We start from the raw sequence: 22,500 nt of genomic DNA, 5'->3' as shown, positions 1-22,500 counted from the left end.
CAGACGACCCGTGAGGTGGTCATGACCATGACATCACCGACCCAGCAGGCGCGGCCTGGAGCCGCCGCGCGGAACGAGGACCGGGCCGTCCTTGACGTGCGAGGTCTCTGGAAGGTCTTCGGCCCGCGTCCCGACCGGGTCGTCGGGACCCCGCTCGCGGAACTCCCGCGGAGCGAGCTGAGGGCGAGAACGGGCTGCGTGACCGCCGTCCGCGACGTCTCCTTCACCGTGCGGCCCCAGGAGGTCTTCGTCGTCATGGGCCTGTCCGGCTCCGGCAAGTCCACCCTCGTACGCTGCCTGACGCGGCTCGTCGAGCCGACGGCCGGAGAGGTCCTGTTCGACGGCGAGGACATCCGCAAGGCGGGCGACAGGCGGCTGCGCGAGCTGCGCCGGCACCGCTTCGCCATGGTCTTCCAGAACTTCGGGCTGCTGCCGCACCGGCGGGTCCTGGACAACGTGGCCTACGGGCTGGAGATCCGCGGCATGCGGAAGGAGGCCCGCTACGAGCGGGCCAGGGAGATGGTCGAGCTCGTCGGCCTCTCCGGTTCGGAGGACTCCTACCCCGACCAGCTGTCCGGCGGCATGCAGCAACGCGTCGGGCTGGCCAGGGCCCTCGCGGTGGACCCCGACGTGCTCTTCTTCGACGAGCCCTTCTCCGCGCTCGACCCGCTGATCAGACGGGACATGCAGAACGAGGTCATCCGCCTGCACCGCGAGGTCGGCAAGACGATGATCTTCATCACGCACGACCTGAGCGAGGCGCTCAAGCTCGGCGACCGCATCCTCATCATGCGCGACGGCGAACTCGTCCAGATGGGCACGCCGGACGAGGTCGTCGGGGCGCCGGTGGACGACTACGTGCGCGAGTTCGTCAGCGACGTGCCCCGCGCGAACGTGCTCACCACCCGCTGGATCATGCGCCCGCCCCGGCCCGACGAACCGCTGGACGGTCCCGAGGTCGGGCCGGACGTCGTCGTCCGCGACGTCGTGCACACGGTCCTGCGCGCGACGCGCCCGGTCAAGGTCGTCGAGGGCGGCGAGTTGCTGGGGGTCGTCACCGCGGAGGAGGTCCTCGGTGTGCTCGCCGAGCCGTCTCCGGACGGGGTCTCCGGTGAATCCGCCGAGCCGTCTCCGGACGGGACTTCCGGTGAGCCCGGCAAGCCCGGTGAGTCCGGTGGGCCCGCCGGGTCCGGCGGGTCCGGGGAGCAGGGGTGACGGCCACCCCGGCCACTCCGGCCACCCCGGCGGGTGGCCTGCGGCGCCTGCCCGCCTGGCCCCGCCGCTACCTGCTCGCCGCCGTCGTGGCGGCGTGGGTGCTGATCTGGGTGTTCGTCCAGGGCCGCGACACCTTCCAGCTCGGCGGCGCGGAACTGACCCCGCTGCACGTGAGCGTCAACGAGGCCAGTGAGGTCATCGACAACAGCAGGAACGAGAACCCGTTCTTCCTGTACTTCGTCAACTACATCCGGCTCTTCCTCGACGAGTCCGTCACGTTCGTCCAGGCGCTGATCAGCCAGCCGTCCTTCGGGCGGCCACTGCCGGTCGTCGGCTGGCTGGGCGTGGTCGCCGTCGCCACGGCGGTCGCGCTGCTGTGGGGCAACCTGCGGGTCGCCCTGCTGACCGCGGCCGGCTTCGCCTCCTTCGGCCTGCTGGGCCTGTGGCAGGAGAGCATGGACACCCTCGCCCTCACCCTGGCCGCCGTCGTGCTCTCGCTGCTGATCGGCGTCCCGCTCGGCGTCTGGGCCGGGGTGAACGACCGGTTCAACCGCCTGGTCACCCCGCTGCTCGACTTCATGCAGACGATGCCGACGTTCGTCTACCTCGCGCCGCTCACCCTGTTCTTCCTCATCGGTCCCGCGAGCGCCACCGTGGCGACCGTCATCTACGCCGTCCCGCCCGCGATCCGCATCACCGCGCACGGCATCCGCGAGGTGCGGCCCGCGATCCTGGAGGCGAGCACCTCCCTCGGCTCGACCGCCTGGCAGTCGCTGAGGAAGGTACGGCTCCCGCTGGCCAAGCGGACCATCATCGTCGGCGTCAACCAGACCATCATGGCCGCGCTGTGCATGGTCACCATCGCCGCGCTGATCGACGCCCCCGGCCTGGGCAAGACCGTCGTCAAGGCGCTGGAGACCCTCGACGTCGGCAGCGCCTTCAACGCGGGCCTGGCCATCGTCGTGATGGCCATCGTGCTCGACCGGGTCACCTCCGCCGCAGGGCGCCGCGTCGAGGCCCGGCACCGGGCCGGACGCTCGCGCGGACCCGGCCGCCGCCGCGCGGAGATCGGCGCGGTCCTGGCGGTCACCGGCGTGCTGGTCTACCTCTCCCACGTCTACGTGTGGGCCGCGGAGTTCCCCAGCGAGGCGAACCTGGGACGATACGTCCGCCAGGGGGTCGACGCGGCCACCCTGTGGGCGCAGGACAACCTCGCCGTCTACACCGGCGCGTTCAGGAACGCCGTCTCCTACGGCCTGCTCAACCCGTTCGAGGCGCTGCTCACCGGCTCGCCGTGGTGGCTGGTCGGCGCCGTGCTCATCGCGTTCGCCGCGATCCTGGCGAACGTCAGGATCGTGCTCGTCACCGCGGTCTGCGTCGCCCTGCTCGTCGCGCTCGGCCTGTGGCAGGACAGCATGGTGACGCTGGCCTCGACGCTGGTGGCCACCGTCCTGGTGATGATCCTCGGAGTGGTGCTCGGCGTCTGGATGGGGCGCAGCGACCGCGTCGACCAGCTGGTGCGGCCCGTCCTCGACGCCGGGCAGACCATGCCGCCGTTCGTCTACCTGGTGCCGATCCTCGGGCTGTTCGGCGCGACCCGGATCACCGCGATCATCGCCGCGGTCGTCTACGCGGCCCCGGTGGCGGTCAAGCTCACCGCGGACGGCATCCGCGGCGTGGCGCCGAGCGCGGTGGAGGCCGCCACGGCCGCGGGTTCCAGCACCTGGCAGCTCATCACCAAGGTGCAACTGCCGATGGCGCGCAGCGCGCTCACCCTCGCGGCGAGCCAGGGACTCATTTACGTGCTCGCCATGGTCGTCGTCGGCGGCCTGGTCGGCGCGGGCGCGCTCGGCTACGACGTGGTGGCCGGCTTCTCCCAGCTGCAACTGCGGGGCAAGGGACTCGCCGCGGGCGTGGCGATCGTCGTACTCGGGATCATGCTGGAACGCATCACCCGGACGGCGGCGCGGCGGGCCGACGCCGAGACGCACGGCGCCCGGTGAGAGGCAGGGCGAGGCGGGGAGCAGCGGGGAGACGGACCGAGAAAACGGGCGGAACCGAACACGGCATACGAAACCCAATACAGGAGGACCTGGTGACAGTTTCGAGGATCGGGCGACCGCGGGCGGTGGCGCTCCTGGTCGCGACCGGCCTCCTCGTCTCCGCGTGCGGCGGGGCGAAGGTCGGCGAGAGCGACGGCGGGGCCGCCCCGGCGGCCTCCGGCACGGACGGGAAGAAGGCCTGCGGCGCGGTCAACATCGCCATCAACCCGTGGGTCGGGTACGAGGCGACCGCGGCGGTCATCGCCCACGTGGCCGAGAAGGATCTCGGCTGCTCGGTCACGAAGAAGGACCTGAAGGAGGAGGTCGCCTGGCAGGGCTTCGCCACCGGTGAGGTCGACGCCATCGTGGAGAACTGGGCCCACGACGACCTGAAGAAGAAGTACATCGAGGACCAGAAGGTCGCCGTCTCGGCGGGCCCGACGGGCAACAAGGGCGTCATCGGCTGGTACGTGCCGCCGTGGATGGCCGAGAAGTACCCCGACATCACCGACTGGAAGAACCTCAACAAGTACGCCGACCTGTTCAAGACCTCCGAGTCGGGGGGCAAGGGGCAGCTGCTCGACGGCGACCCGTCCTTCGTGACCAACGACGCGGCCCTGGTGAAGAACCTGAAGCTGGACTACAAGGTCGTCTACGCGGGCAGCGAGGCGGCGCTCATCACCGGCTTCAGGCAGGCGGAGAAGCAGAAGACCCCGATGCTCGGCTACTTCTACGAGCCGCAGTGGTTCCTGTCGGAGGTCAAGCTCGTCAAGGTCAAGCTGCCCGAGTACACCGAGGGCTGCGACGCCGACGCCGAGAAGGTGGCCTGCGACTACCCGCTCTACGACCTCGACAAGATCGTGAGCAAGAGGTTCGCCGACTCCGGCAGCCCGGCGTACGACCTGGTCAAGAACTTCACCTGGACGAACGAGGACCAGAACCTCGTGGCCAAGTACATCTCCGAGGACAAGATGACGGCCGAGGAGGCCGCGGAGAAGTGGGTCGGCGACAACCCCGACAAGGTGAAGGCCTGGCTTCCCACCTCCTGAGCGCCCACCCGGGAGTCAAGGGGCGCGGGTTCGAATCCTGTCGTCCCGGTGAGGGTGCCACCCGAAAGGGAGGCGCCCTCGCTTCGGCTCCGGGTGACCGGCCGGGCGACCACGACCCCGTCACGTGAGGATCCGGTGCGTCGTCTCCGTCTCCCGTGACGGGCGAGGCGTTTTGTCCGGTACTCCGGCCGCAGATGACGGCAGCCGCGGTCCTGCCTGTGATCGCACGTCCTCGTCGCCGCCCGACACGGCGAACGCGAAGATCAGACGCGCCACACGTTGGACGCCGGTCAACGCCGGGTCACCGACGGCGACCTCATGCGCTGAACCATCACCATCCACGACGAGCGCGGCCACAAATGCTGATCATGTCTCTTGAGCGGCTTGTCACCGGCAACGGCGCGCTGGAACGGCTGGAGGGGTCCGACCCCAGGCTACGAAACATTCGGCATGGCGAGATGACGCTCGGTGAAAACGCGAGCGGCTGGGATCTGGATAGGGGATTCCTGGTAGTTTTGAACTTCATCCCGTCTGGGTCAAAGACACGATCAGATACGACTTCTGCTTGTCCGGATCTTCGCTGATTTTCTTCTTCGTCGGTGAATCCAGAGGGTCGCCGTAAGCATCGTAGCTCTCGAACGAGTCTATTTTGAGGACGGTGTGCTCCCACCTGGCCGCCTCCATCCGGATGGATCGGTAGTCACCTCCGGTGGCTTTCCATCCGCGATTTTGCAGGTGATCGCGTACCTTGGCCCGCGCCTCGTCGAAATTCGAGGATCCGACGTCCATCAGCAAGAAATCATCGACATGGGTGGTGCCGTCATAGTAAGACTCTCGTTTGGTGTGCGCCAGCACCTTGCCGATGTCGCGCACCTCGCTGACAGCGGCCGGATCGACCTCGAATGTCTCGAAATACAATTGTGTTACGCAAACGTAGAGCATGGTCAATCCGCCCAGGATGGCGAGCACGGGTTTGATCACCGCCATAATGCGCTGCGGGCGGGTGGAACGGGTGGGATGCATCGCGGGAGACCTCCGGCGCCTGAGGTGGTCTGTCTCGTGGTCGACGGTCGTGTGGATCAAAGGTGTTTCGGACCCACCATGGTGTCACCGAAGGGTCAAGCCCGTGATGATCGCTCACGGTTCTCCATCAAGGATCCGATTTCGGCCGCTCCACCGGCCCCAACCGCTTCGCGCTTCATGCGGGAACCGGCCGCCCCCGCCGGAGGCGGACCTGCCATAGTCGTTGGGTGGAGGCGGCGCCGCTTTCCCGGGCGCACCGTGCCGATCGACCTCGAGCCCGCGTCGGCCCTGCTCGGCTTCACGGCGCGGCACATCCACCCGGTGTCCGCCGGGGACTGACCGCCGGCCGTACCTGCCCGTCGCCCCCCCGCGGACGACCGCCGGCCCGTCCTTGACAGTGTTGTCGACGGGAGGACAATCTGTTGCGGGAAGCGCACTTCGTTTCGGACTGCGCAACGACGGAGGTGGGTATGGCGGGCCGGCGCGTCGTCGTCATCGGAGCCGGGGTCGTCGGGGCGGCCCTCGCCGACGAGCTCTCGGCCAGGGGCTGGGACGACATCACCGTCGTCGACCAGGGGGCCGTGCCCGCCGCCGGAGGTTCGTCCTCCCACGCACCGGGGCTGGTGTTCCAGACCAACCCGTCCAAGACCATGACGGAGCTGGCCCGCTACACGGTCGAGAAGCTCGTCGACCTCGACTGCTTCCTCCAGGTGGGCGGGCTGGAGGTGGCCACCACGCCCGAGCGGCTCGCCGAGCTGCACCGCCGCCACGGCTGGGCGACCTCCTGGGGGGTCGAGGCGCGCCTGCTCACTCCCGAGGAGTGCGTGGAGCGTCACTCCCTGCTCGACGGGGACAGGGTCCTCGGAGGGTTGTTCGTCCCCACCGACGGCCTGGCGAAGGCCGTGCGCGCCGTCGAGGTCCAGCTGGCGCGCGCCAGGGAACGGGGTGTCCGCGTCCTCGACCGGCACGAGGTGCTCGACATCCGCGTCGAGGACGACCGGGTCACGGCCGTCGTCACCGACCGGGGCGAGATACCCGCCGACCTCGTCGTCTGCTGCGCCGGAATCTGGGGACCCAAGATCGCGGGCATGGTCGGCATGGCGCTGCCGCTCACCCCCCTCGCCCACCAGCTCGCCTGGACCGGTCCGGTTCCCGCGCTCGCCGGGCAGGCCGAGGAGGCCGTCCGGCCGATCCTGCGCCACCAGGACGCCGACCTGTACTACCGGGAGCGGTTCGAGCGGCTCGGCATCGGCTACTACGGTCACCGCCCGATGTCGATCACCGCCGAGGAGATCCTCCCGATCGCCGACGCCGAGGTCATGCCCTCGGTGCTGCCGTTCACCGACGACGACTTCGCCCCCGCCTGGACCGAGACGAAGGCGCTGCTGCCCGCCGCCGGGGAGGCCGGGCTCGAAGCGGGGATCAACGGCCTGTTCTCCTTCACCACCGACAACATGCCGCTGCTCGGGCAGTCGCGCGACGTGCGGGGCTTCTGGGTGGCCGAGGCCGTGTGGGTCACCCACTCGGCGGGGGTGGGCCGTGCCATGGCCGAGTGGCTGGCCGACGGCCACTGCTCGTCCTTCGACCTGCACGAGTGCGACGTCAACCGGTTCGAGGCCCACCAGCTCGCCCCCGAGTACGTCCGCACCCGCGACTGCCAGAACTTCGTCGAGGTCTACGACATCATCCACCCGCTCCAACCGGCCGAGAACCTGCGCCCGCTGCGCACCAGCCCCTTCCACGCCCGCCAGCGCGAGCTGGACGCGTACTTCCTGGAGGCCGCCGGCTGGGAGCGCCCCCAGTGGTACGGCGCCAACGCGCCCCTGCTCGACGGCCGCGACATCCCCCGTCCCAACGACTGGGCCGCCCGCCACTGGTCGCCGATCGTCGGCGCCGAGGCCCAGGCCTCGCGCGAGACCGTGGCCCTGTACGACATGAGCGCGCTCAAGCGGATCGAGGTCGCGGGCCGCGGGGCAGCCGCCTTCCTCCAGCGGGTCTCCACCGGAGACGTCGACAAGTCCGTCGGCTCGGTGACGTACTGCCTGCTGCTCGACCACGACGGCGGCATCCGCAGCGACGTCACCGTGGCCCGGCTGGGCCGCGACCTGTTCCAGGTCGGTGCCAACGGCAACCTCGACCTCGACTGGCTGCACCGCCACCTGCCCGCCGACGGGTCGGTCACCGTCACCGACATCACGCCGGGAACCTGCTGCGTCGGCGTCTGGGGCCCCCGGGCCCGCGAGGTCGTGGCCCCGCTCGCCGGTCCCGGCTTCGGACCCGGCGGTTTCCGCTACTTCCGCGGCGCCCGCGCGTACGTCGGCACCGTGCCCGTCACCGCGCTGCGGCTCTCCTACATCGGGGAGCTGGGCTGGGAGCTCTACACGACGGCCGACATGGGCGCGAAGCTGTGGGACACCCTCTGGGAGGCGGGCCGGGAGCACGGGATCATCGCGGGGGGCCGCGGCGCCTTCAACAGCCTGCGGCTGGAGAAGGGCTACCGGTCCTTCGGCACCGACATGACCTACGAGCACGACCCGTACGAGGCCGGGCTCGGCTTCGCCGTGCGCAAGGCGGACAGGGGCGACTTCATCGGCCGCGCGGCCCTGGCCGAGCGCGGCGCGGCCCCCCGGCGCAGGCTGACCTGCCTCACCGTCGACGACCCCGCCGCCGTGGTCATGGGCAAGGAGCCGGTGTACGACGGCGCGTCCTGCGCCGGATACGTCACCAGCGCCGCCTACGGCTACACGATAGGCAAGGGCATCGCCTACGCCTGGCTGCCCGCCGAGCTGTCCGTGCCGGGGAGGGAACTGCACATCGGCTACTTCGACCGGCGGGTGGCCGCCGTCGTCGCCGAGGAGCCGCTGTACGACCCGGCGATGGAGCGCCTGCGTGGCTAGCGGGCCGGCGGGACGGAAGGACACGCCGGCGCGCCCCGTGACTCCCGCGGATCCGGAGTCCGTGGCGCCGGCGTCCATGACGACGGGATCCGCGGCGCCGGAGCCCGCCGACGGGACCGAGAGGGGACGACGATGAGCACCGAGGAGTTGCCCGAGCACCCCGACCGGCTGTGGAGCAGCCCCGAGCCGAAGGCCTCCTACGACGTGGTGATCGTCGGCGGCGGGGGCCACGGCCTGGCCACCGCCTACTACCTGGCCAAGAACCACGGGATCACCAACGTGGCCGTGCTGGAGAAGGGCTGGCTGGCGGGCGGCAACATGGCCCGCAACACCACCATCATCCGGTCCAACTACCTGTGGGACGAGAGCGCGGGCATCTACGAGCACTCGCTCAAGCTGTGGGAGGGACTGGAGGAGGACCTCGGCTACCCGATCCTGTTCAGCCAGCGCGGCGTGCTCAACCTCGCGCACAGCCCGCAGGACGTCAGGGAGAGCGTCCGCCGGGTCAACGCCAACCGCCTCAACGGCGTCGACGCCGAATGGCTCGGCCCCGAGGAGGTGAAAGAGGTCTGCCCGATCGTCGACGTCTCGCCCGACGCCCGCTACCCGGTCCTCGGCGCCACCTACCAGCCGCGCGCGGGAATCGCCAAGCACGACTACGTGGCCTGGGGATTCGCCCGCGCCGCCGCGGCGATGGGCGTCGACCTGATCGAGCACTGCGAGGTCACCGGCATCGACGTCGTGGACGGGCGGGTGGAGGCCGTACGCACCACCAGGGGCCGCATCGCCGCGGGCAGGGTCGCGATGTGCGCGGCCGGGCACTCCTCGGTCGTCGGCCGGATGGCGGGGGTGGAGCTGCCGGTGCAGAGCCATCCGCTGCAGGCCCTGGTCTCGGAGCTGCTGGAGCCCGTACACCCCACGGTGGTCATGTCCAACGCGGTGCACGTCTACGTCAGCCAGGCCCACAAGGGCGAGCTGGTCATGGGGGCGGGCATCGACGCCTACAACTCCTACCGGCAGCGCGGCGCGTTCCACATCATCGAGCGGCAGATGGCGGCGGCGCTGGAGCTGTTCCCCGTCTTCGCGCGGGCCCACGTGCTGCGTACCTGGGGCGGGGTGGTCGACGTCACCCCCGACGCCTCGCCCGTCGTCGGGCTCACCCCCGTCGACCGTCTCTACGTCAACTGCGGCTGGGGGACCGGTGGGTTCAAGGCCACCCCGGGCGTCGGGTGGTGCTACGCGCACACGATCGCCCATGGCGAGCCGCATCCCCTCAACGCCGCCTTCACCCTCGAACGATTCACCACCGGCGCGCTCGTGGACGAGCACGGCGCCGCCGCGGTGGCCCACTGAAGGAGCCCGACCGATGCTGCTGATCCCCTGTCCGTGGTGCGGTCCACGGGACGAGGCCGAGTTCCACCACGGCGGGCAGGCCCACGTCGCCTACCCCGGCGACCCCGCCGCGCTCTCCGACGAGGAGTGGGCCCGGTACCTGTTCTTCCGCGACAACCCGAAGGGGCCGTTCGCCGAGCGCTGGCAGCACGCGGCCGGATGCCGCCGCTGGTTCAACGCGGTCCGCGACACCGCCACCAACGAGTTCCACGCCGTGTACCGCGTGGGCGAGCCAAGGTCGGTGGGCGCGTGAACCGCCGGGCGAACGGCGCGGCGGGCCACCGGCCGCCCCCGGGCGGCGTGAACGTCCAGGCCACCGGCGGCGCGCGTCTCCCGGCCACCGGTGAGAGAACGGTGTGCCGGTGAGCGGGCAGCCGTTCCGCCGGGCGGGCCGTCGCGGGGAGGTACTGCCGTTCCGGTTCGACGGCCGCGACTACGAGGGGTACCGGGGCGACACGCTCGCCGCCGCGCTGCTCGCCAACGGTGTCCGCACGGTCGCGACGAGCGTCGCGCTGGGACGCCCCCGCGGGATCTTCGCCGCCTGGACCGAGGAGCCCAACGCCGTCGTCCAGATCGAGCACCCCTTCCCCGAGCCGATGCTCCAGGCCACCGTCGTCGAACTGTACGCGGGGCTGGTGGCCACCGGCCTGCCGGGCAGGGGCAGGCTCGCCGCCGAACCCGACCCGGCGCGCTACGACGGCGTGTACGCGCACTGCGACGTCCTGGTGGTCGGCGCGGGCCCGGCGGGCCTGGCGGCGGCGACCGCGGCGGCCGGGTCGGGCGCCCGGGTGATCCTCGCCGACGACCGGCCCTCGCCCGGCGGCAGCCTGCCCGACACCGGCGAGAGCGTCGACGGCGTCCCGGGCACGGCGTGGGCCGCCACCGCGCTGGCCGCGCTGGAGAGCCACCCGGAGACGCGGGTGCTCACCCGTACCAGCGTGTTCGGCTACTACGACGACAACTACCTGGTCGCCGTGGAGCGCAGGGGAGAGAACGCCTCCTCCCGCGAGCGTGTCTGGCACATCCGGGCCCGCCGCGTCGTCCTCGCCACGGGCGCGCACGAGCGCTCGATCGCCTTCGCGGGCAACGACCTGCCGGGCGTCATGCTCGTCGGCTCGGCACGCGCGTACGTGAACCGGTACGGGGTCCTGCCCGGCCGCCGCGCGGTGGTGTTCACCACCGGGGACGGCGCCTACGCCGCGGCCCGCGACCTGGCCGCCGCGGGCGTCGAGATCGCCGCCGTCGTGGACACGCGTGCCCCCGGCGACCCGGGACGGGGCGGCCTGGACGGCACGGGCGGCCTGGGTGACGCCGAGGTGCTCACCGGTCACTTCGTCACCCGCGCGAACGGCGAGCACGGCGTCACCTCCGTGACCGTCTCGGAGAGACCCGCCGCGGCCGGCAGGCCTTCCGGGGCGGCCGGTTCCGGGGCGGTTCCTTCCGGCGGGCGTGAGATCGAGGCCGACCTGCTGCTCGTCTCGGGCGGCTGGAACCCCGCCGTCCACCTGTTCAGCCAGGCCGGGGGGACGCTCCGCTACGACGAGGCGCTCGGTTCCTTCGTCCCCGGGAGCACCCGCCAGGCCGTCGAGGTCGCCGGGGCCGCCCGAGGGCTCCGCACCCTGGCCGCCTGCCTGGAGGACGGCGCCGCCGCCGGGACGCGGGCCGCCGGGGCGGCCGGTCTCCGAACCCCTTCCACCTCCGGCGCGTCCGTCAGGGAAGCGGGGGAGGCCCCGCGGGCGGGGGAGACGTCACCGGGCGCGGAGACTCCGCGGGCGGGGGAGACGTCACGGGACACGGAGATCCCGCAGGCCGGGGAGGCGCGGGAGCCGGGGGCGGTCTCGCCCGGCGGAGAGCCTTCCGGGACCATCCCCGCCGAGCACGTGTGGCTCGTTCCCGCCGACGACTACCGGACCCACTTCGTCGACCTGCAGCGCGACGTCACCGTCGCCGACGTGATGCGCGCCACCGGGGCAGGGCTCCGCTCGGTCGAGCACGTCAAGCGCTACACCACCGCCGGGACCGGGCACGACCAGGGCAAGACCTCCGGCGTGCTCACCAGTGGTGTCGTCGCCCATGCCCTCGGCGTGGGCGTCTCGGAACTCGGCACCACCACCTTCCGCGCCCCCTACCTGCCGGTCTCCTTCGCGGCCCTCGCCGGGCGCGACAGGGGGGTGCTGCACGACCCCGTCCGGGTCACCGCGCTGCACGAGTGGCACGTGGCGTGCGGAGCGCCGTTCGAGAACGTCGGCCAGTGGAAGCGGCCCTGGTACTACCCCCGCGAGGGTGAGGACATGGAGGCCGCCGTCCTGCGCGAGTGCCGGGCCGTGCGGGAGGCCGCCGGAGCCATGGACGCCTCCACGCTCGGCAAGATCGACATCCAGGGGCCGGACGCCGCGGAGCTGCTCGACCGGCTCTACACCAACATGATGAGCACCCTCAAGGTCGGCTCGATCCGCTACGGCGTGATGTGCCGCCCCGACGGCATGGTCTTCGACGACGGCACGGTGATCCGCCTGGCCGAGGACCGTTTCCTGGTGACCACCACCACCGGCAACGCCGCCGCCGTCCTCGACTGGATGGAGGAGTGGCTGCAGACCGAGTGGCCCTCGCTGCGGGTCCACTGCACCTCGGTCACCGAGCAGTGGGCGACGGTCGCGCTCGCCGGGCCGCGTTCCCGCGAGGTGCTGGCCGGGCTCGCCCCCGGCCTGGCCGTGGACAACGCGAGCTTCCCGTTCATGACGTGGCGCGACACCCGGGTGGCGGGCCTCGACGCGCGGGTGTGCCGGATCAGCTTCTCCGGCGAGCTGGCGTACGAGATCAATGTCAGCGCCTGGGACGGGCTCGCCCTGTGGGAGGCCGTCCAGGCCACCGGCGCGGTCACCCCGTACGGGACCGAGACCATGCACGTGCTGCGGGCCGAGAAGGGCTACCCCATCGTGGGCCAGGACACCGACGGCACGGTCACCCCCGCCGACCTCGGCATGGAGTGGGTGGTGTCCAAGAAGAAGGCCGACTTCGTCGGGAGGCGTTCCTTCGCCCGCGCCGACACCGCCAGGCCCGACCGCAAGCACCTGGTCGGCCTGCTGCCGCTCGACCCGGACGTCCTGCTGCCCGAGGGCTCCCACCTGGTGGCCGCCGACCGGCTGCCCGAGCCGCCGGTCCCCATGCTCGGCCACGTCACCTCCAGCTACCGCAGCGCCGCGCTCGGCAGGACCTTCGCCCTCGCCCTCGTCAGCGGCGGGCGCGAACGCGTCGGCGAGCGGTTGTACGTCCCCGTCGGAGGGGAACAGCTGCCCGTCACCGTCACCCACCACGTCCTCTACGACCCCGAGGGAGCGCGCCGCGACGGCCCACCGGGCGGGACACGACCGGGCGCGCCGTACGGAACGGAGCCGCCCGCGGCGGAGCTCTCCGGAACGGCGGAGCTCTCCGGAACGGCGGAGCTCTCTGGAACGGCGGAGCTCTCCGGAACAAAGCCGCGGGGAACAAAGCCCCAGGGAACGGGGCCGTCCGGGCGGCCGAGCCCGGCGGCCCGGCTGGAGCCGGTGTCGAGCCCGAACCTCCGCATCGCGGAACTGCCCTTTCTCACCCAGATCGACCTGCGGGTGGAGCCCGGGAGCGACACCGCGGCCGACATCGCCCTCGCCCTCGGTGTCCCGCTCCCCACCGAACCCGGTACCTTCGCGAGCACCGGCACCGACGTGTCACCGTCAGGTACGGCCGCGAGCGACACCCGGGTGCTGTGGCTCGGCCCCGACGAGTGGCTGGTCGTCGGGCCCGCGGGCGGCACCGGCCTGGAGGCCCGCCTGCGAGCCGCCGCCGGAACCGGTCACGCCGCCGTCACCGACGTCTCCGCCCAGCGCACCGTACTGCTCGTGACCGGCCCGAGGGCGCGCGACCTGCTCTCCCACGGCTGCGCCCTCGACCTGCACCCCCGCGCGTTCGGCCCCGGGCGCTGCGCCCAGACCATGCTCGCCCGCGCCCAGGTCGTCCTCGCCGCCCGCGAGGACGGCGGGTTCCACATCTTCGTACGCTCGTCCTTCGCGGACTACCTCGTGGCCTGGCTCCTCGACGCGGCGGGGGAGTACCTGGGCGGGTGAGGTGATCACCGGGGACCTGGGCGGACACGGCGGAAGGGCCGGTCCCGGCATGCGCCGGGGCCGGCCCTCGAACGTGCGGAAGACCTACCGGCCGGCCACGGGGGCGGGCTCGGTCTCCGGGGCGGAGGCGGCCGGAGCGTCGGGAGCCGGTTTGCTCGCCGACGGCACGACGGTCGCGGAGACGATCGCGATCACCACGGAGAGCGCGGTGGAGAGCCAGAACGCCGTCTGGATCCCGCCGATGGAGATCCCCTGCCCGGATCCGGCGGCCAGCGACGCCACCGCCACCGCGATACCGAGGCACAGCCCGACCCCGAGCTGGCGGTTCGAGTTGTAGAGGCCCGACGCCAGGCCCATCTGGGCACCGGCCACACCGGACGTGGCCGCCACCGCGGTGCTGATCATCATGACCGTGACACCGACGCCGATCAGGATGCCGCCGGGCAGCACGTTCAGCAGGAACGAGCCGTCGGCGGGCGCGAGGGCCAGCACCAGCGAACCGGCCACCAGGAACAGGGCGCCGACGGTCAGCACCGGACGGGCCCCGATCCGTGCGGTCGTCTTCGCCACCGGCAGCGACGCCAGCACGACCACGAGGGCCTGGGGGAAGAACGCGAGGCCGGTGAGGATGGCCGAGAAGCCCAGGATCTGCTGCATGTAGAGCGTGATGAAGAACGTCGAGATGGACATGACACCACCCGACAGGAACGCGACCAGGTTGCCGCCCGTCACCCCGCGGTTACGGAAGATCGAGAGCGGCACCAGCGGCGCGGACACGCGGGTCTGCACGAACAGGAACACGGCCAGCAGCACGAGACCGGCGATCAGCGGGGTCAGCACACCGGCGGTGCCCCAGCCCTCGTCGGACGCGATCGTCAGGGCGTAGGCGATCGAGCACATGCTGGCGGTCACCAGGATGGCGCCGGGCACGTCGATGCGCGCGGACCTGGTCCGCACGCTGTCGTCGTCGAGGCGGATCGCGGCGCGCACGACCATCGCGATACCGACCGGGACGTTGATGAACATGACGGCCCGCCAGCCGAAGACCTCGGTCAGCACGCCGCCGGCGAGCACGCCGCCGGCGAAGCCCACCGAGGACACGGCGCCGAACACGCCCATGGCCTTGGCCCGCGCCTCTCCCTCGGGGAAGCCCGCGCCGATCATCGCCAGCACGGCAGGGGCCACCGCCGCGGCCGAGAAGCCCTGCAGGGCACGGGCGATGATCAGCACGATGGAGCTGGTCGCGAAGCCACCCACCAGGGACGCGATCGTGAAGATCGCCAGGCCCCACACGAACATGCGCTTGCGGCCGATGATGTCGCCCACGCGTCCACCCAGCAGCAGGAAGCCGCCGTAGAACAGCGCGTACGCTCCGACGACCCACGGCAGGGCGCCGGCGGTGAAGGACAGGTCGGTCTTGATCCACGGCAGAGCGACGTTCACGATCGCGAAATCGAGTGTCAGCATGAACTGGGCGAGGCACAACAGAAGCAGTGGTGGTGGCTTCTTGACCTGAGAGTCCATGGTTTTTTCTCCTGTCTCCTGGTGCGGCTTAAGTTATTCTCAGCGTTGATTCCGGGCCGAATGAATTCGTGACCGACGACGGCCTGGGCGGCTGGTTCGAGCGCCACGGCCTCGACGGACATCCGCGGACCACGGGCGAATACGCGCGTCCACCGGCGGGCGAAGCACGGCCAGGGCTGACAATTTTCGCTCCCCTCGACGCCGACATAATTGTTCCTGATGTAAATCAATTATGTGGTCGTGGCCAGGGGGCAGCCAGAGCATCGATCACCAAAAGGGCGTGCATCTTTCACGCCGGTCAAGATGAATAATTCAGCAATCGGACGTGGCGGCAGGAACCGCTTGGCGGGCGGGCGGCGCGCCGCCTCCGGCGGCTCCGGCGAACCGCGGCCCGATCACATCGCGCGGCCTCCACGCGATCGGCCGTGGAGTCCACGGCGGCTATGGCGGCTACGGCGACCGTAACGGCCGTGACGGCCGTGACGGCCGTGACGGCCGTGACGGCTACGGCGGCTACGACGGTCCGCGAGGCTCGGGGCGACCTGACGGTTACGGGGTGCCGCGCCGGCCCGGGGCGGTCACAGCGGGGCGCCGCCGAACCCGATCTCGTTCCCGTCGGGATCACGGTAGGTGGCCTTGCGCACGCCGTTGGAGTAGGTCTCCCGCTTCGCGGGGTCGAGTCCTCGCTCGGCGATCTGCGCGACGAGCGCGTCGAGGTCGTCGACGAAGACCGTGTGCATGGCGTGGCCGGCGTGCTCGGGCAGTTGCTCGATGAACACGGACCGATGTTCCGCGAGCTCCCACACGGCCTCGGTGTCGCTCGCGACGAACGTCGGCGGGGAGCCCAGCAGCCGTTCGTACCACTTCAGGGCCACCGCGTAGTCGGTGACCGGGATTCCCGCGTACAGGTTGAGGGCCATACCGTGATCACATGGACTTCGTCCGGTTCCCGCGGCCTCGCGGACCCGGCCGCGCCCGCCTCGCCGCGCGCTCGGCTCGGCTGACGCCGCGACCACCGTAGGCGCCCGCACTCCTGGCCCGGCGGTTCCTCCAGCCGGCCGCAAGCCGCCGGCCTGAGCCGGCGGGTGACCCCTTGGAGCGGGGATCCGCCGGGGCGATCACCTGTTCAAGGACGTGACGGGGCGGGGATCCGCCGGGGCGATCACCTGTTCAGGGAAGCGTGACGAACTTCTTGAGGAAGGACCGGGCCTGAGGGGTGTCCAGGCGATAGTCGTAGTTGGTCATCCTGCACGCGTCGTCGTCTCCGCTGATGGTCGTGGCCACGAGCAGGTCCGAGGTGGGTCCTCCCAGGAAGTTCGGGCCGCCCGAGTCGCCGAAGCAGGTGCTGCCGTCGCCCTTGGAGGAGAGCGACAGTTTGAGCCACCTGCGGGTGAGGTCCCCGAAGGAGATGGACGCCTGGTGGCGGGTGTCGGTGTAGGTCAGCCGCACCTTGTGCTTCCCCTTGGCGGAGACGTGCTTCCCCTTGGCCGAGGCCTTGGCCGAGACCATGGCACCGTACCCGACCGGGGTGAATCGCGTTATTTTCAGGGCGTTGGCGGCTTCGAGGCGGTCGAGCAGACCTTCGGTGGGCAGCCTGGCGGGCTTGATGCCCGGAACGGCCGTGTCGAAGACGACAACGGCCATGTCATGAAGATCGGACTTGTCCCTGTAGCGCGAGTCGACGACGTAGCGGCCGGTGTAGATCTTGTCCCCGTGCCGGTAGCGGCTGGAGAAGGAGACCCGGGCGGTCTTCTGCCCCCCTTCCGCGCAGTGGGCGGCGGTGAGGAAGACGGTGGGCGAGATGAGGGTGCCGGTGCAGTAGGACCATGTGCCGTCATCGTTTGGCTTGTCGCCGATGACGGCTCCCACCTGCGGGTGAGCGGTCAGGTCGGGTGATCCGTTCGTGATGGCCCAGGCGGGGGAGGCGGGGAACGCGGTGGTAGCGGCGAGGGCGAGGGGAATCATGACAAAGGGGATGAAACGCACGCAGGAACTGTAACCGCCCAAGGGTTACATTTGATACAGAGCACAGAAAGATCTACGGATTCAATGTGCTGAACGGCGAGCCGGCCGCGATCATCGGCTTTCCGATCACGCTCCCCGGGGAAGGGGGACCGGCGCAGGTACCGGTGGACGGCACGGCGGACCTGCCCGGGCGTCATCGGGTCGGTCGACGGGACGCTGTGCGGCACGAGCCCCTCGACGAGCGCCCCCTCCCCGGGCGGTCGTGGCGTCGCGGTCTCTCCTGGATTCGCGCTGTGCGAGGCGCCGGCGAGGAGGCTCTCAGGGTGACGCCGTCCGGCTGACCGGGGTCATCTGCCGGGGGTCGATTCGTTCGCCGCAGCAGGGACAGGTCAGGGCCGGGGTGATGATCTCGCCGCAGCTCCGGTGGCGCAGGGGGAGTGGCGGGCCGTCCTCGCCCGCCATCCAGCGGTCGCCCCAGCCGGCGATCGAGATGATCACCGGATAGAGGTCGAGGCCCTTGGCGGTCAGCCTGTACTCGTGCCGGAGCGGCCGCTCGCTGTAGGGGCGCCGCTCGAGGATCCCATGCTCGACCAGGGTGCCCAGCCGGTCGGCCAGCAGGTGCCGGGAGACTCCGAGGTCGTTCTGGAAGTCCTCGAAGCGCCGCACGCCCAGGAAGGCGTCACGCAGCACGAGCATGGTCCAGCGGTCACCGATCACCGACAGGGTGCGGGCGACCGAGCAGTCGACGTCCCCGATGTCCTTCCAGCGCATGCCAGGAGTTTATTGAGTTCTTTTCCGGAACTGACTAAGTTCCAAAAAAGAACTCACCGAGCGTCAAGGGGACCGATCATGGGCGAGTGGCGGCCGAGCGCCTGCATCCTGTGCGAATGCAACTGCGGGGTCGAGATCCTGGTCGGCCGGTCCGGGGCGTTCGACAAGATCCGTGGCGACAAGCTGCACCCGGCCTCCCAGGGCTACACCTGCAACAAGGCCCTGCAACTCGACCGCTACCAGAACGGGCGCGCCGAGCGGCTGACCCGGCCCCTGCGCAGGCGGCCCGACGGGACCTTCGAGGAGATCTCCTGGGAGACCGCGATCGGCGAGGTGGCCGCCCGGCTCGGCGCGCTGCCCGGAGAGTCGATCTTCTACTACGGGGGCGGCGGACAGGGCAACCACCTGGGCGGGACCTATGCCACGGCGACGATGAAGGCCTTCGGCGCCAAGTACCGCTCCAGCGCCCTCGCCCAGGAGAAGACCGGAGAGTTCTGGGTGAGCGCCCGCATGCTCGGCGCGCCGACCCGCTCCGACGTCGAGCACTGCGAGGTCGCGGTGTTCGTCGGCAAGAACCCCTACCAGTCCCACGGATTCCCCCGGGCACGCACGGTGCTCAAGGAGATCGGCAAGGACCCGGCAAGGTCGATGATCGTCATCGACCCGGTCCGGACCGAGACCGCCGAGCTGGCCGACTTCCACCTGCAGGTACGGCCCGGGACCGACGTCTACCTGCTGACCGCGATGGCCGCCGTCCTCGTCCAGGAGAAGCTGATCGACGAGGACTGGCTGGCCGAGCACGCCGACGGGCTGTCCGAGGTCGGAGAGACGTTGTCGGCCGTGCCGGTGAGCCGCTACTGCGCGACGGCCGGTGTCGAGGAGGACCTGGTCCGGGCGGCCTCGCGCAGGATCGCCTCGGCGTCCTCGGTGGCGGTCACCGAGGATCTGGGCGTGCAGATGAACCGCGACTCCACCGTGGTCTCCTACGTCCAGCGGCTGCTGTGGCTACTGACCGGCAACCTCGGCAGGCAGGGCACGCAGTACGCCTTCTCCAACCTGGTGCCGATCGCCCGTGACCGCGGGCACAAAGTCGGCGAGGGGCCGGTCAGCCCGGTCGCCGGAGCGAAGATCATCAGCGGGCTGGTGCCCTGCAACGTGATCGCCGAGGAGATTCTCACCGACCACCCGGCCCGCTACCGGGCGATGCTCGTGGAGAGCGCGAACCCGGCGCACTCCCTGGCCGACTCGGTGGCCATGCGTTCCGCACTGGAGGCCCTGGACCTGCTGGTCGTCATCGACGTCGCGATGACCGAGACCGCGCGGCTCGCCGACTACGTGCTCCCGGCGCCGACCCAGTTCGAGAAGTGGGAGGCGACGTTCTTCACCTTCGACTTCCCGCGCAACGTCTTCCATCTCCGCCGACCGGTCGTGGACCCGCCGGACGGGCCGCTGCCCGAGCCGGAGATCCACGCGCGGCTGGTGGAGGCCTCGGGCGCGCTGACCCCGGAGGTCGTCGAGCCGCTGCGGGAAGCGGCCGGCCAGGGCCGTGCGGCGTTCGCCGAGGCGTTCCTGAACGTGCTCGGCTCGCGACCGCAGCTCGCCCGGCTGGCTCCGGTACTGCTCTACCGGACGCTCGGGCCGACACTGCCCGACGGCGCCGCGGCCGCGGCCGTGCTGTGGGGCGCGGCGCACGGCTTCGTCCAGGAGAACCCCGCAGGAGTGAAGCGGGCGGGCTACGGCGAGGGCCCGGAGGCCGGTGAGCGGCTCTTCGACGCGATCATCTCCAGCCCGCACGGCCTGGTCACCACCGACGACGTGCAGGAGGAGACCTGGCGGCGCTTGAAGGGCCGGCGCGTCCAGCTCCACATCCCCGAGCTCCTCGCCGAGGTGGCCGGACTCGCCGACCGGCCCGAACCCGCCGGCGACCGGGAATGGCCGTTCGTGCTGTCGGCCGGCGAACGGCGTGCCTTCACCGCCAACACGATCATCCGGGACCCGAGCTGGCGCAAACGCGACATGGGCGGGGCGCTGCGGATCGGGATCTCCGACGCCGAACGCCTGGGAGTGACCACCGGCGACCGGGCGATGCTGACCACCCCGCGCGGCAGCGTCGAGGTCGTCGTGGAACTGACCGACCGGATGCGCCCCGGGCACATCTCGCTGCCCAACGGGTTCGGGGTCGACCATCTGGATCCCGAAGCCGGCCGGGTCGTCACCGGGATCGCGCCCAACGAGCTCACCTCGAGCCAGGACCGCGACGCCTACGCGGGAACGCCCTGGCACAAGCACGTACCCGCACGGCTCGTGGCGCTCGCCGAATCCCGGTGAGGTCGCCCGACGGGACCCGACGGGCGACCCGGGCCGCACCCCGCGGGCCCGTACACCGACGGTCCAGGTCCGCCGGCCCCGCTCAGGGACGCGCGCCGGCCAGCAGCCAGACGGTGGAGACGAGCAGGCGGGCGGCGGCCGCCAGGCCGGGGGCCTCGGCCGCCGCTGATGGCACGGGCGAGGAGACGGGGGCCGGGGAGCTCATCCGCAGCATCCGCCGGGGGCGTCACCGGCGGTGGCGGCGACCGGGGTGGCCGGTGCCCGGCCGCAGCACCCGGTCTGGGCGGCCTGCCCGGCCTCGGCCGTACCTCCGCAACACGACACGGCCACGGAGACGGCGTCGTCGGACGCGGTGGGAGCGGGGCCTCCGCAGCACCCTCCGGCCGCGGGCGGGGTGAAGGCTTCCAGCAGGTCCCCGATGAATCCGCCGGTGCTCTCGCTTGCCATGGTGTGCCCCTTTCGGATCGGTGGCGCACGTTCTCGCGCCGCACCGATCATCGGATTTGATGGATATCTAAGTAGCCCCAGCGTTCCATCTTGATTAGATAGCTGTCAAGTTAGAGAGACATCTAATCAAAACGGCGCGCCCAGCCGGCCACCGCCGAGGGGACGATCCGGTAGCGGACCCAGGTGCCGCGGCGCTCGGAATCGATCAGCCCGGCCGTCCGCAGGGTCTTGAGGTGGTGGGAGATCGTGGGGGCGCTCAGGCCGAAATCATGCGCGGTGGTGGGCGACCAGCGCGAGCGCGGCGACGGCGCAGGCCACCGCGACGGCCGCCATCACCCACGTGTAGCCGGCCGCCTGGGCCAGCGCGACCGCGCCCAGCGGGGCCAGCGCCTTGTCTGCGACGGAGAAGGCGGCGACGCGGCCCGACAGCGAGGCGTAGGCGCTCGTGCCGTAGCGCCGCAGGAGCAGGTGCGGCAGGGTGATGGAGGCGATGCCGAAGCCGAGCCCGAACCCCAGCACGCAGCCGATGGCGCCCGGCACCGTGCGCCCGGCCAGCGGGAGCAGCGCGGCGGCGACGCCCTGCAGGGTGAAGATCGCGGCGGCGATGAGATCGGCGGGCAGGCGGCGTTGCAGGCCGGTGGTGAGCAGGCGTCCGGTCACCGACAACACTCCCAGCAGCCCGGCCAGCGTGGCGGCCAGGACGGGTGAGTGCCCCAGGTGGATGAGGTAGGTGATGAGCAGGACGGCCATCACCGCCGCCGCGCCGCCGTTGGCGGTGAAGGCGATCACCAGCAGCCAGAACGGCCGCCGGCGGGTGGCGGCCCTGACGATTTCGGCCCGTTCCCGGGTCGTGACCGGCCGGTGCCCGGTGCGGGCGGGGCGGCGCACGACGAGCGCGTGCAGCGGAATCGCCGCCACGCCGTAGATCACGGCCAGGATCACCAGGGCGGTGCGCCAGCCGTAGGAGTCCACCAGCAGCCCGGTCAGCGGCAGGAAGATGGTGGAGGCGAACCCGGCGACGACGGTGAGCGCGAGCAGGGCGTTGGCCCGGCCGTGGCCGGGACCGTCGAACCAGCTGACGATGACGGCGAAGGCGCTTTCGTACAGCACCATCGCGCACGCGACGCCGATCGCGGCGAAGACCGCGTACAGCTGGGGCAGGTTCTCGACCCGTGACCAGGCCAGGACGGCGAGCGCGCCGATGACCGACCCCGTGGTCATCAGGCCCCGGCCGCCGTGGGCGTCCAGCAGGCGGCCGACCGGCGGGGCGCACAGCGCGGCGATCAGGATCGAGCCGGTCAGCGCGGCGGCGACCTGGGTGCCGGTGGCGTGCAGGTCGGCCGCCATGGGGGTGAGGAAGACGGAGAAGGCGTAGTAGAGCACGCCGTAGCCGATGGTCTGCGTCACGGCCAGGGCGGCGACGACGCGCCGGCCGTGACGTGCCGGTGCGGCTTCGGCGCCGGTCGACGGCCGGTGCTCGGCCTCAGCAGCCGTCAACGTCACCGCCGCCGACGGTGACCAGCGGGAGCGGGGCGGCGAGCAGGCCCACCGGGCCCGCACCGATCACCACCACGGGCGGCTCGCCACCCTGGGACGTGAACGGCTCGATCCCCACGGCCGCCGTGCCGCGCTGTCCATCGCTCATGATCGTTTCTCCCGTGAGTCGCGTGCTGATCGTCAGGGGTGCCGGGATGGAGGTGGAGTCCGGTCCATTGAGCCCTACCCGCCCCCCATCTGATTAGAGGAA

At 71.3% G+C, this 22,500-nt stretch carries 17 protein-coding genes and 1 pseudogene; 8 read left to right on the top strand and 10 right to left on the bottom strand.

Annotated features, from left to right (window positions below; all coding sequences use genetic code 11):
- The first annotated feature begins 21 nt into the window (after positions 1 to 21).
- From ACVCAG_RS14065 to ACVCAG_RS14055, 3 genes are all read left to right on the top strand, one after another.
- Positions 22 to 1,215 carry a quaternary amine ABC transporter ATP-binding protein gene (locus ACVCAG_RS14065; RefSeq protein ID WP_447189914.1) on the top strand — a complete coding sequence of 398 codons (1,194 nt, stop codon included), beginning with the start codon at positions 22 to 24 and terminating at the stop codon, positions 1,213 to 1,215.
- Positions 1,212 to 3,218 (top strand): ABC transporter permease subunit, encoded by a 2,007-nt coding sequence (locus ACVCAG_RS14060; protein ID WP_440083521.1) that lies wholly within the window; start codon positions 1,212 to 1,214, stop codon positions 3,216 to 3,218. Before ACVCAG_RS14065 ends, ACVCAG_RS14060 begins: the two co-directional genes overlap by 4 nt.
- 92 nt (positions 3,219 to 3,310) lie before the next feature.
- Positions 3,311 to 4,306, top strand: a complete 996-nt coding sequence (locus ACVCAG_RS14055; RefSeq protein ID WP_440083520.1) for an ABC transporter substrate-binding protein — start codon at positions 3,311 to 3,313, stop codon at positions 4,304 to 4,306.
- Between the two features lie 522 nt (positions 4,307 to 4,828).
- On the opposite strand, the gene ACVCAG_RS14050 is transcribed toward ACVCAG_RS14055, so the two are convergent.
- Entirely contained in the window at positions 4,829 to 5,329 is a 501-nt protein-coding gene (locus ACVCAG_RS14050; RefSeq protein ID WP_440083519.1) for a hypothetical protein, read from the bottom strand.
- 470 nt (positions 5,330 to 5,799) lie between these two features.
- Between ACVCAG_RS14050 and ACVCAG_RS14045 the strand changes: the two genes are divergently transcribed.
- From ACVCAG_RS14045 to ACVCAG_RS14030, 4 genes are all read left to right on the top strand, one after another.
- The gene (locus ACVCAG_RS14045) at positions 5,800 to 8,226 is read left to right on the top strand and encodes a GcvT family protein (protein ID WP_440083518.1); all 2,427 of its coding nucleotides are present in this window, start codon (positions 5,800 to 5,802) and stop codon (positions 8,224 to 8,226) included.
- 132 nt (positions 8,227 to 8,358) lie between these two features.
- On the top strand, positions 8,359 to 9,579 hold the full coding sequence (locus ACVCAG_RS14040; RefSeq protein WP_440083517.1) for a sarcosine oxidase subunit beta family protein: 1,221 nt from the start codon (positions 8,359 to 8,361) through the stop codon (positions 9,577 to 9,579).
- A gap of 13 nt (positions 9,580 to 9,592) precedes the next feature.
- Positions 9,593 to 9,871 carry a sarcosine oxidase subunit delta family protein gene (locus ACVCAG_RS14035; protein ID WP_440083516.1) on the top strand — a complete coding sequence of 93 codons (279 nt, stop codon included), beginning with the start codon at positions 9,593 to 9,595 and terminating at the stop codon, positions 9,869 to 9,871.
- Positions 9,872 to 9,980: 109 nt separating this feature from the next.
- Positions 9,981 to 13,718 (top strand): sarcosine oxidase subunit gamma family protein, encoded by a 3,738-nt coding sequence (locus ACVCAG_RS14030; protein WP_440083515.1) that lies wholly within the window; start codon positions 9,981 to 9,983, stop codon positions 13,716 to 13,718.
- 84 nt (positions 13,719 to 13,802) lie between these two features.
- Here the strand turns inward: ACVCAG_RS14030 and ACVCAG_RS14025 are convergent, their stop codons facing one another.
- From ACVCAG_RS14025 to ACVCAG_RS14010, 4 genes are all read right to left on the bottom strand, one after another.
- Positions 13,803 to 15,242: an MFS transporter gene (locus ACVCAG_RS14025; RefSeq protein WP_440083514.1), complete on the bottom strand. Its 1,440-nt coding sequence runs from the start codon at positions 15,240 to 15,242 to the stop codon at positions 13,803 to 13,805.
- A gap of 578 nt (positions 15,243 to 15,820) precedes the next feature.
- Positions 15,821 to 16,162, bottom strand: coding sequence for a VOC family protein (locus ACVCAG_RS14020; RefSeq protein WP_440083513.1), 342 nt, complete (start codon positions 16,160 to 16,162; stop codon positions 15,821 to 15,823).
- A 250-nt stretch (positions 16,163 to 16,412) separates the two neighbouring features.
- The gene (locus ACVCAG_RS14015; protein ID WP_440083512.1) at positions 16,413 to 17,228 is read right to left on the bottom strand and encodes a trypsin-like serine protease; all 816 of its coding nucleotides are present in this window, start codon (positions 17,226 to 17,228) and stop codon (positions 16,413 to 16,415) included.
- A gap of 297 nt (positions 17,229 to 17,525) precedes the next feature.
- Positions 17,526 to 17,978 (bottom strand): winged helix-turn-helix transcriptional regulator, encoded by a 453-nt coding sequence (locus ACVCAG_RS14010; protein ID WP_440083511.1) that lies wholly within the window; start codon positions 17,976 to 17,978, stop codon positions 17,526 to 17,528.
- Positions 17,979 to 18,056: 78 nt separating this feature from the next.
- Here ACVCAG_RS14010 and ACVCAG_RS14005 point away from each other — a divergent pair, with 78 nt between their 5' ends.
- Positions 18,057 to 20,306, top strand: a complete 2,250-nt coding sequence (locus ACVCAG_RS14005; protein WP_440083510.1) for a molybdopterin-dependent oxidoreductase — start codon at positions 18,057 to 18,059, stop codon at positions 20,304 to 20,306.
- An 82-nt stretch (positions 20,307 to 20,388) separates the two neighbouring features.
- Here ACVCAG_RS14005 and ACVCAG_RS14000 read toward each other — a convergent pair whose 3' ends face one another.
- From ACVCAG_RS14000 to ACVCAG_RS13980, 5 genes and pseudogenes are all read right to left on the bottom strand, one after another.
- The gene (locus ACVCAG_RS14000; RefSeq protein ID WP_440083509.1) at positions 20,389 to 20,511 is read right to left on the bottom strand and encodes a hypothetical protein; all 123 of its coding nucleotides are present in this window, start codon (positions 20,509 to 20,511) and stop codon (positions 20,389 to 20,391) included.
- Positions 20,508 to 20,753, bottom strand: a complete 246-nt coding sequence (locus ACVCAG_RS13995) for a hypothetical protein (protein ID WP_440083508.1) — start codon at positions 20,751 to 20,753, stop codon at positions 20,508 to 20,510. The genes ACVCAG_RS14000 and ACVCAG_RS13995 overlap by 4 nt, the downstream gene beginning before the upstream one ends.
- A gap of 122 nt (positions 20,754 to 20,875) precedes the next feature.
- Positions 20,876 to 21,019: pseudogene (locus ACVCAG_RS13990) on the bottom strand (ArsR/SmtB family transcription factor); the annotation flags it as partial.
- A gap of 1 nt (position 21,020) precedes the next feature.
- Complete coding sequence (locus ACVCAG_RS13985; protein ID WP_447189913.1) at positions 21,021 to 22,250, bottom strand: MFS transporter; 1,230 nt, start codon at positions 22,248 to 22,250, stop codon at positions 21,021 to 21,023.
- Entirely contained in the window at positions 22,237 to 22,398 is a 162-nt protein-coding gene (locus tag ACVCAG_RS13980) for a hypothetical protein (protein ID WP_440083506.1), read from the bottom strand. The genes ACVCAG_RS13985 and ACVCAG_RS13980 overlap by 14 nt, the downstream gene beginning before the upstream one ends.
- Positions 22,399 to 22,500 lie beyond the last annotated feature (102 nt).

The organism is Streptosporangium sp. G12, from assembly GCF_052983175.1.
The sequence above is the reverse complement of the archived record's forward strand: the minus strand, read 5'-3'. Positions and strand labels throughout refer to the sequence as shown.

Excerpts from the sequence above, each read along its gene's own strand:
- ACVCAG_RS14065 (WP_447189914.1), top strand. The coding sequence starts at position 22 with ATGACCATGACATCACCGACCCAGCAGGCGCGGCCTGGAGCCGCCGCG.
- ACVCAG_RS14050 (WP_440083519.1), bottom strand. The coding sequence starts at position 5,329 with ATGCATCCCACCCGTTCCACCCGCCCGCAGCGCATTATGGCGGTGATC.
- ACVCAG_RS14045 (WP_440083518.1), top strand. The coding sequence starts at position 5,800 with ATGGCGGGCCGGCGCGTCGTCGTCATCGGAGCCGGGGTCGTCGGGGCG.
- ACVCAG_RS14040 (WP_440083517.1), top strand. The coding sequence starts at position 8,359 with ATGAGCACCGAGGAGTTGCCCGAGCACCCCGACCGGCTGTGGAGCAGC.
- ACVCAG_RS14035 (WP_440083516.1), top strand. The coding sequence starts at position 9,593 with ATGCTGCTGATCCCCTGTCCGTGGTGCGGTCCACGGGACGAGGCCGAG.
- ACVCAG_RS14025 (WP_440083514.1), bottom strand. The coding sequence starts at position 15,242 with ATGGACTCTCAGGTCAAGAAGCCACCACCACTGCTTCTGTTGTGCCTC.
- ACVCAG_RS14020 (WP_440083513.1), bottom strand. The coding sequence starts at position 16,162 with ATGGCCCTCAACCTGTACGCGGGAATCCCGGTCACCGACTACGCGGTG.
- ACVCAG_RS14010 (WP_440083511.1), bottom strand. The coding sequence starts at position 17,978 with ATGCGCTGGAAGGACATCGGGGACGTCGACTGCTCGGTCGCCCGCACC.
- ACVCAG_RS14005 (WP_440083510.1), top strand. The coding sequence starts at position 18,057 with ATGGGCGAGTGGCGGCCGAGCGCCTGCATCCTGTGCGAATGCAACTGC.
- ACVCAG_RS14000 (WP_440083509.1), bottom strand. The coding sequence starts at position 20,511 with ATGAGCTCCCCGGCCCCCGTCTCCTCGCCCGTGCCATCAGCGGCGGCC.
- ACVCAG_RS13995 (WP_440083508.1), bottom strand. The coding sequence starts at position 20,753 with ATGGCAAGCGAGAGCACCGGCGGATTCATCGGGGACCTGCTGGAAGCC.
- ACVCAG_RS13980 (WP_440083506.1), bottom strand. The coding sequence starts at position 22,398 with ATGAGCGATGGACAGCGCGGCACGGCGGCCGTGGGGATCGAGCCGTTC.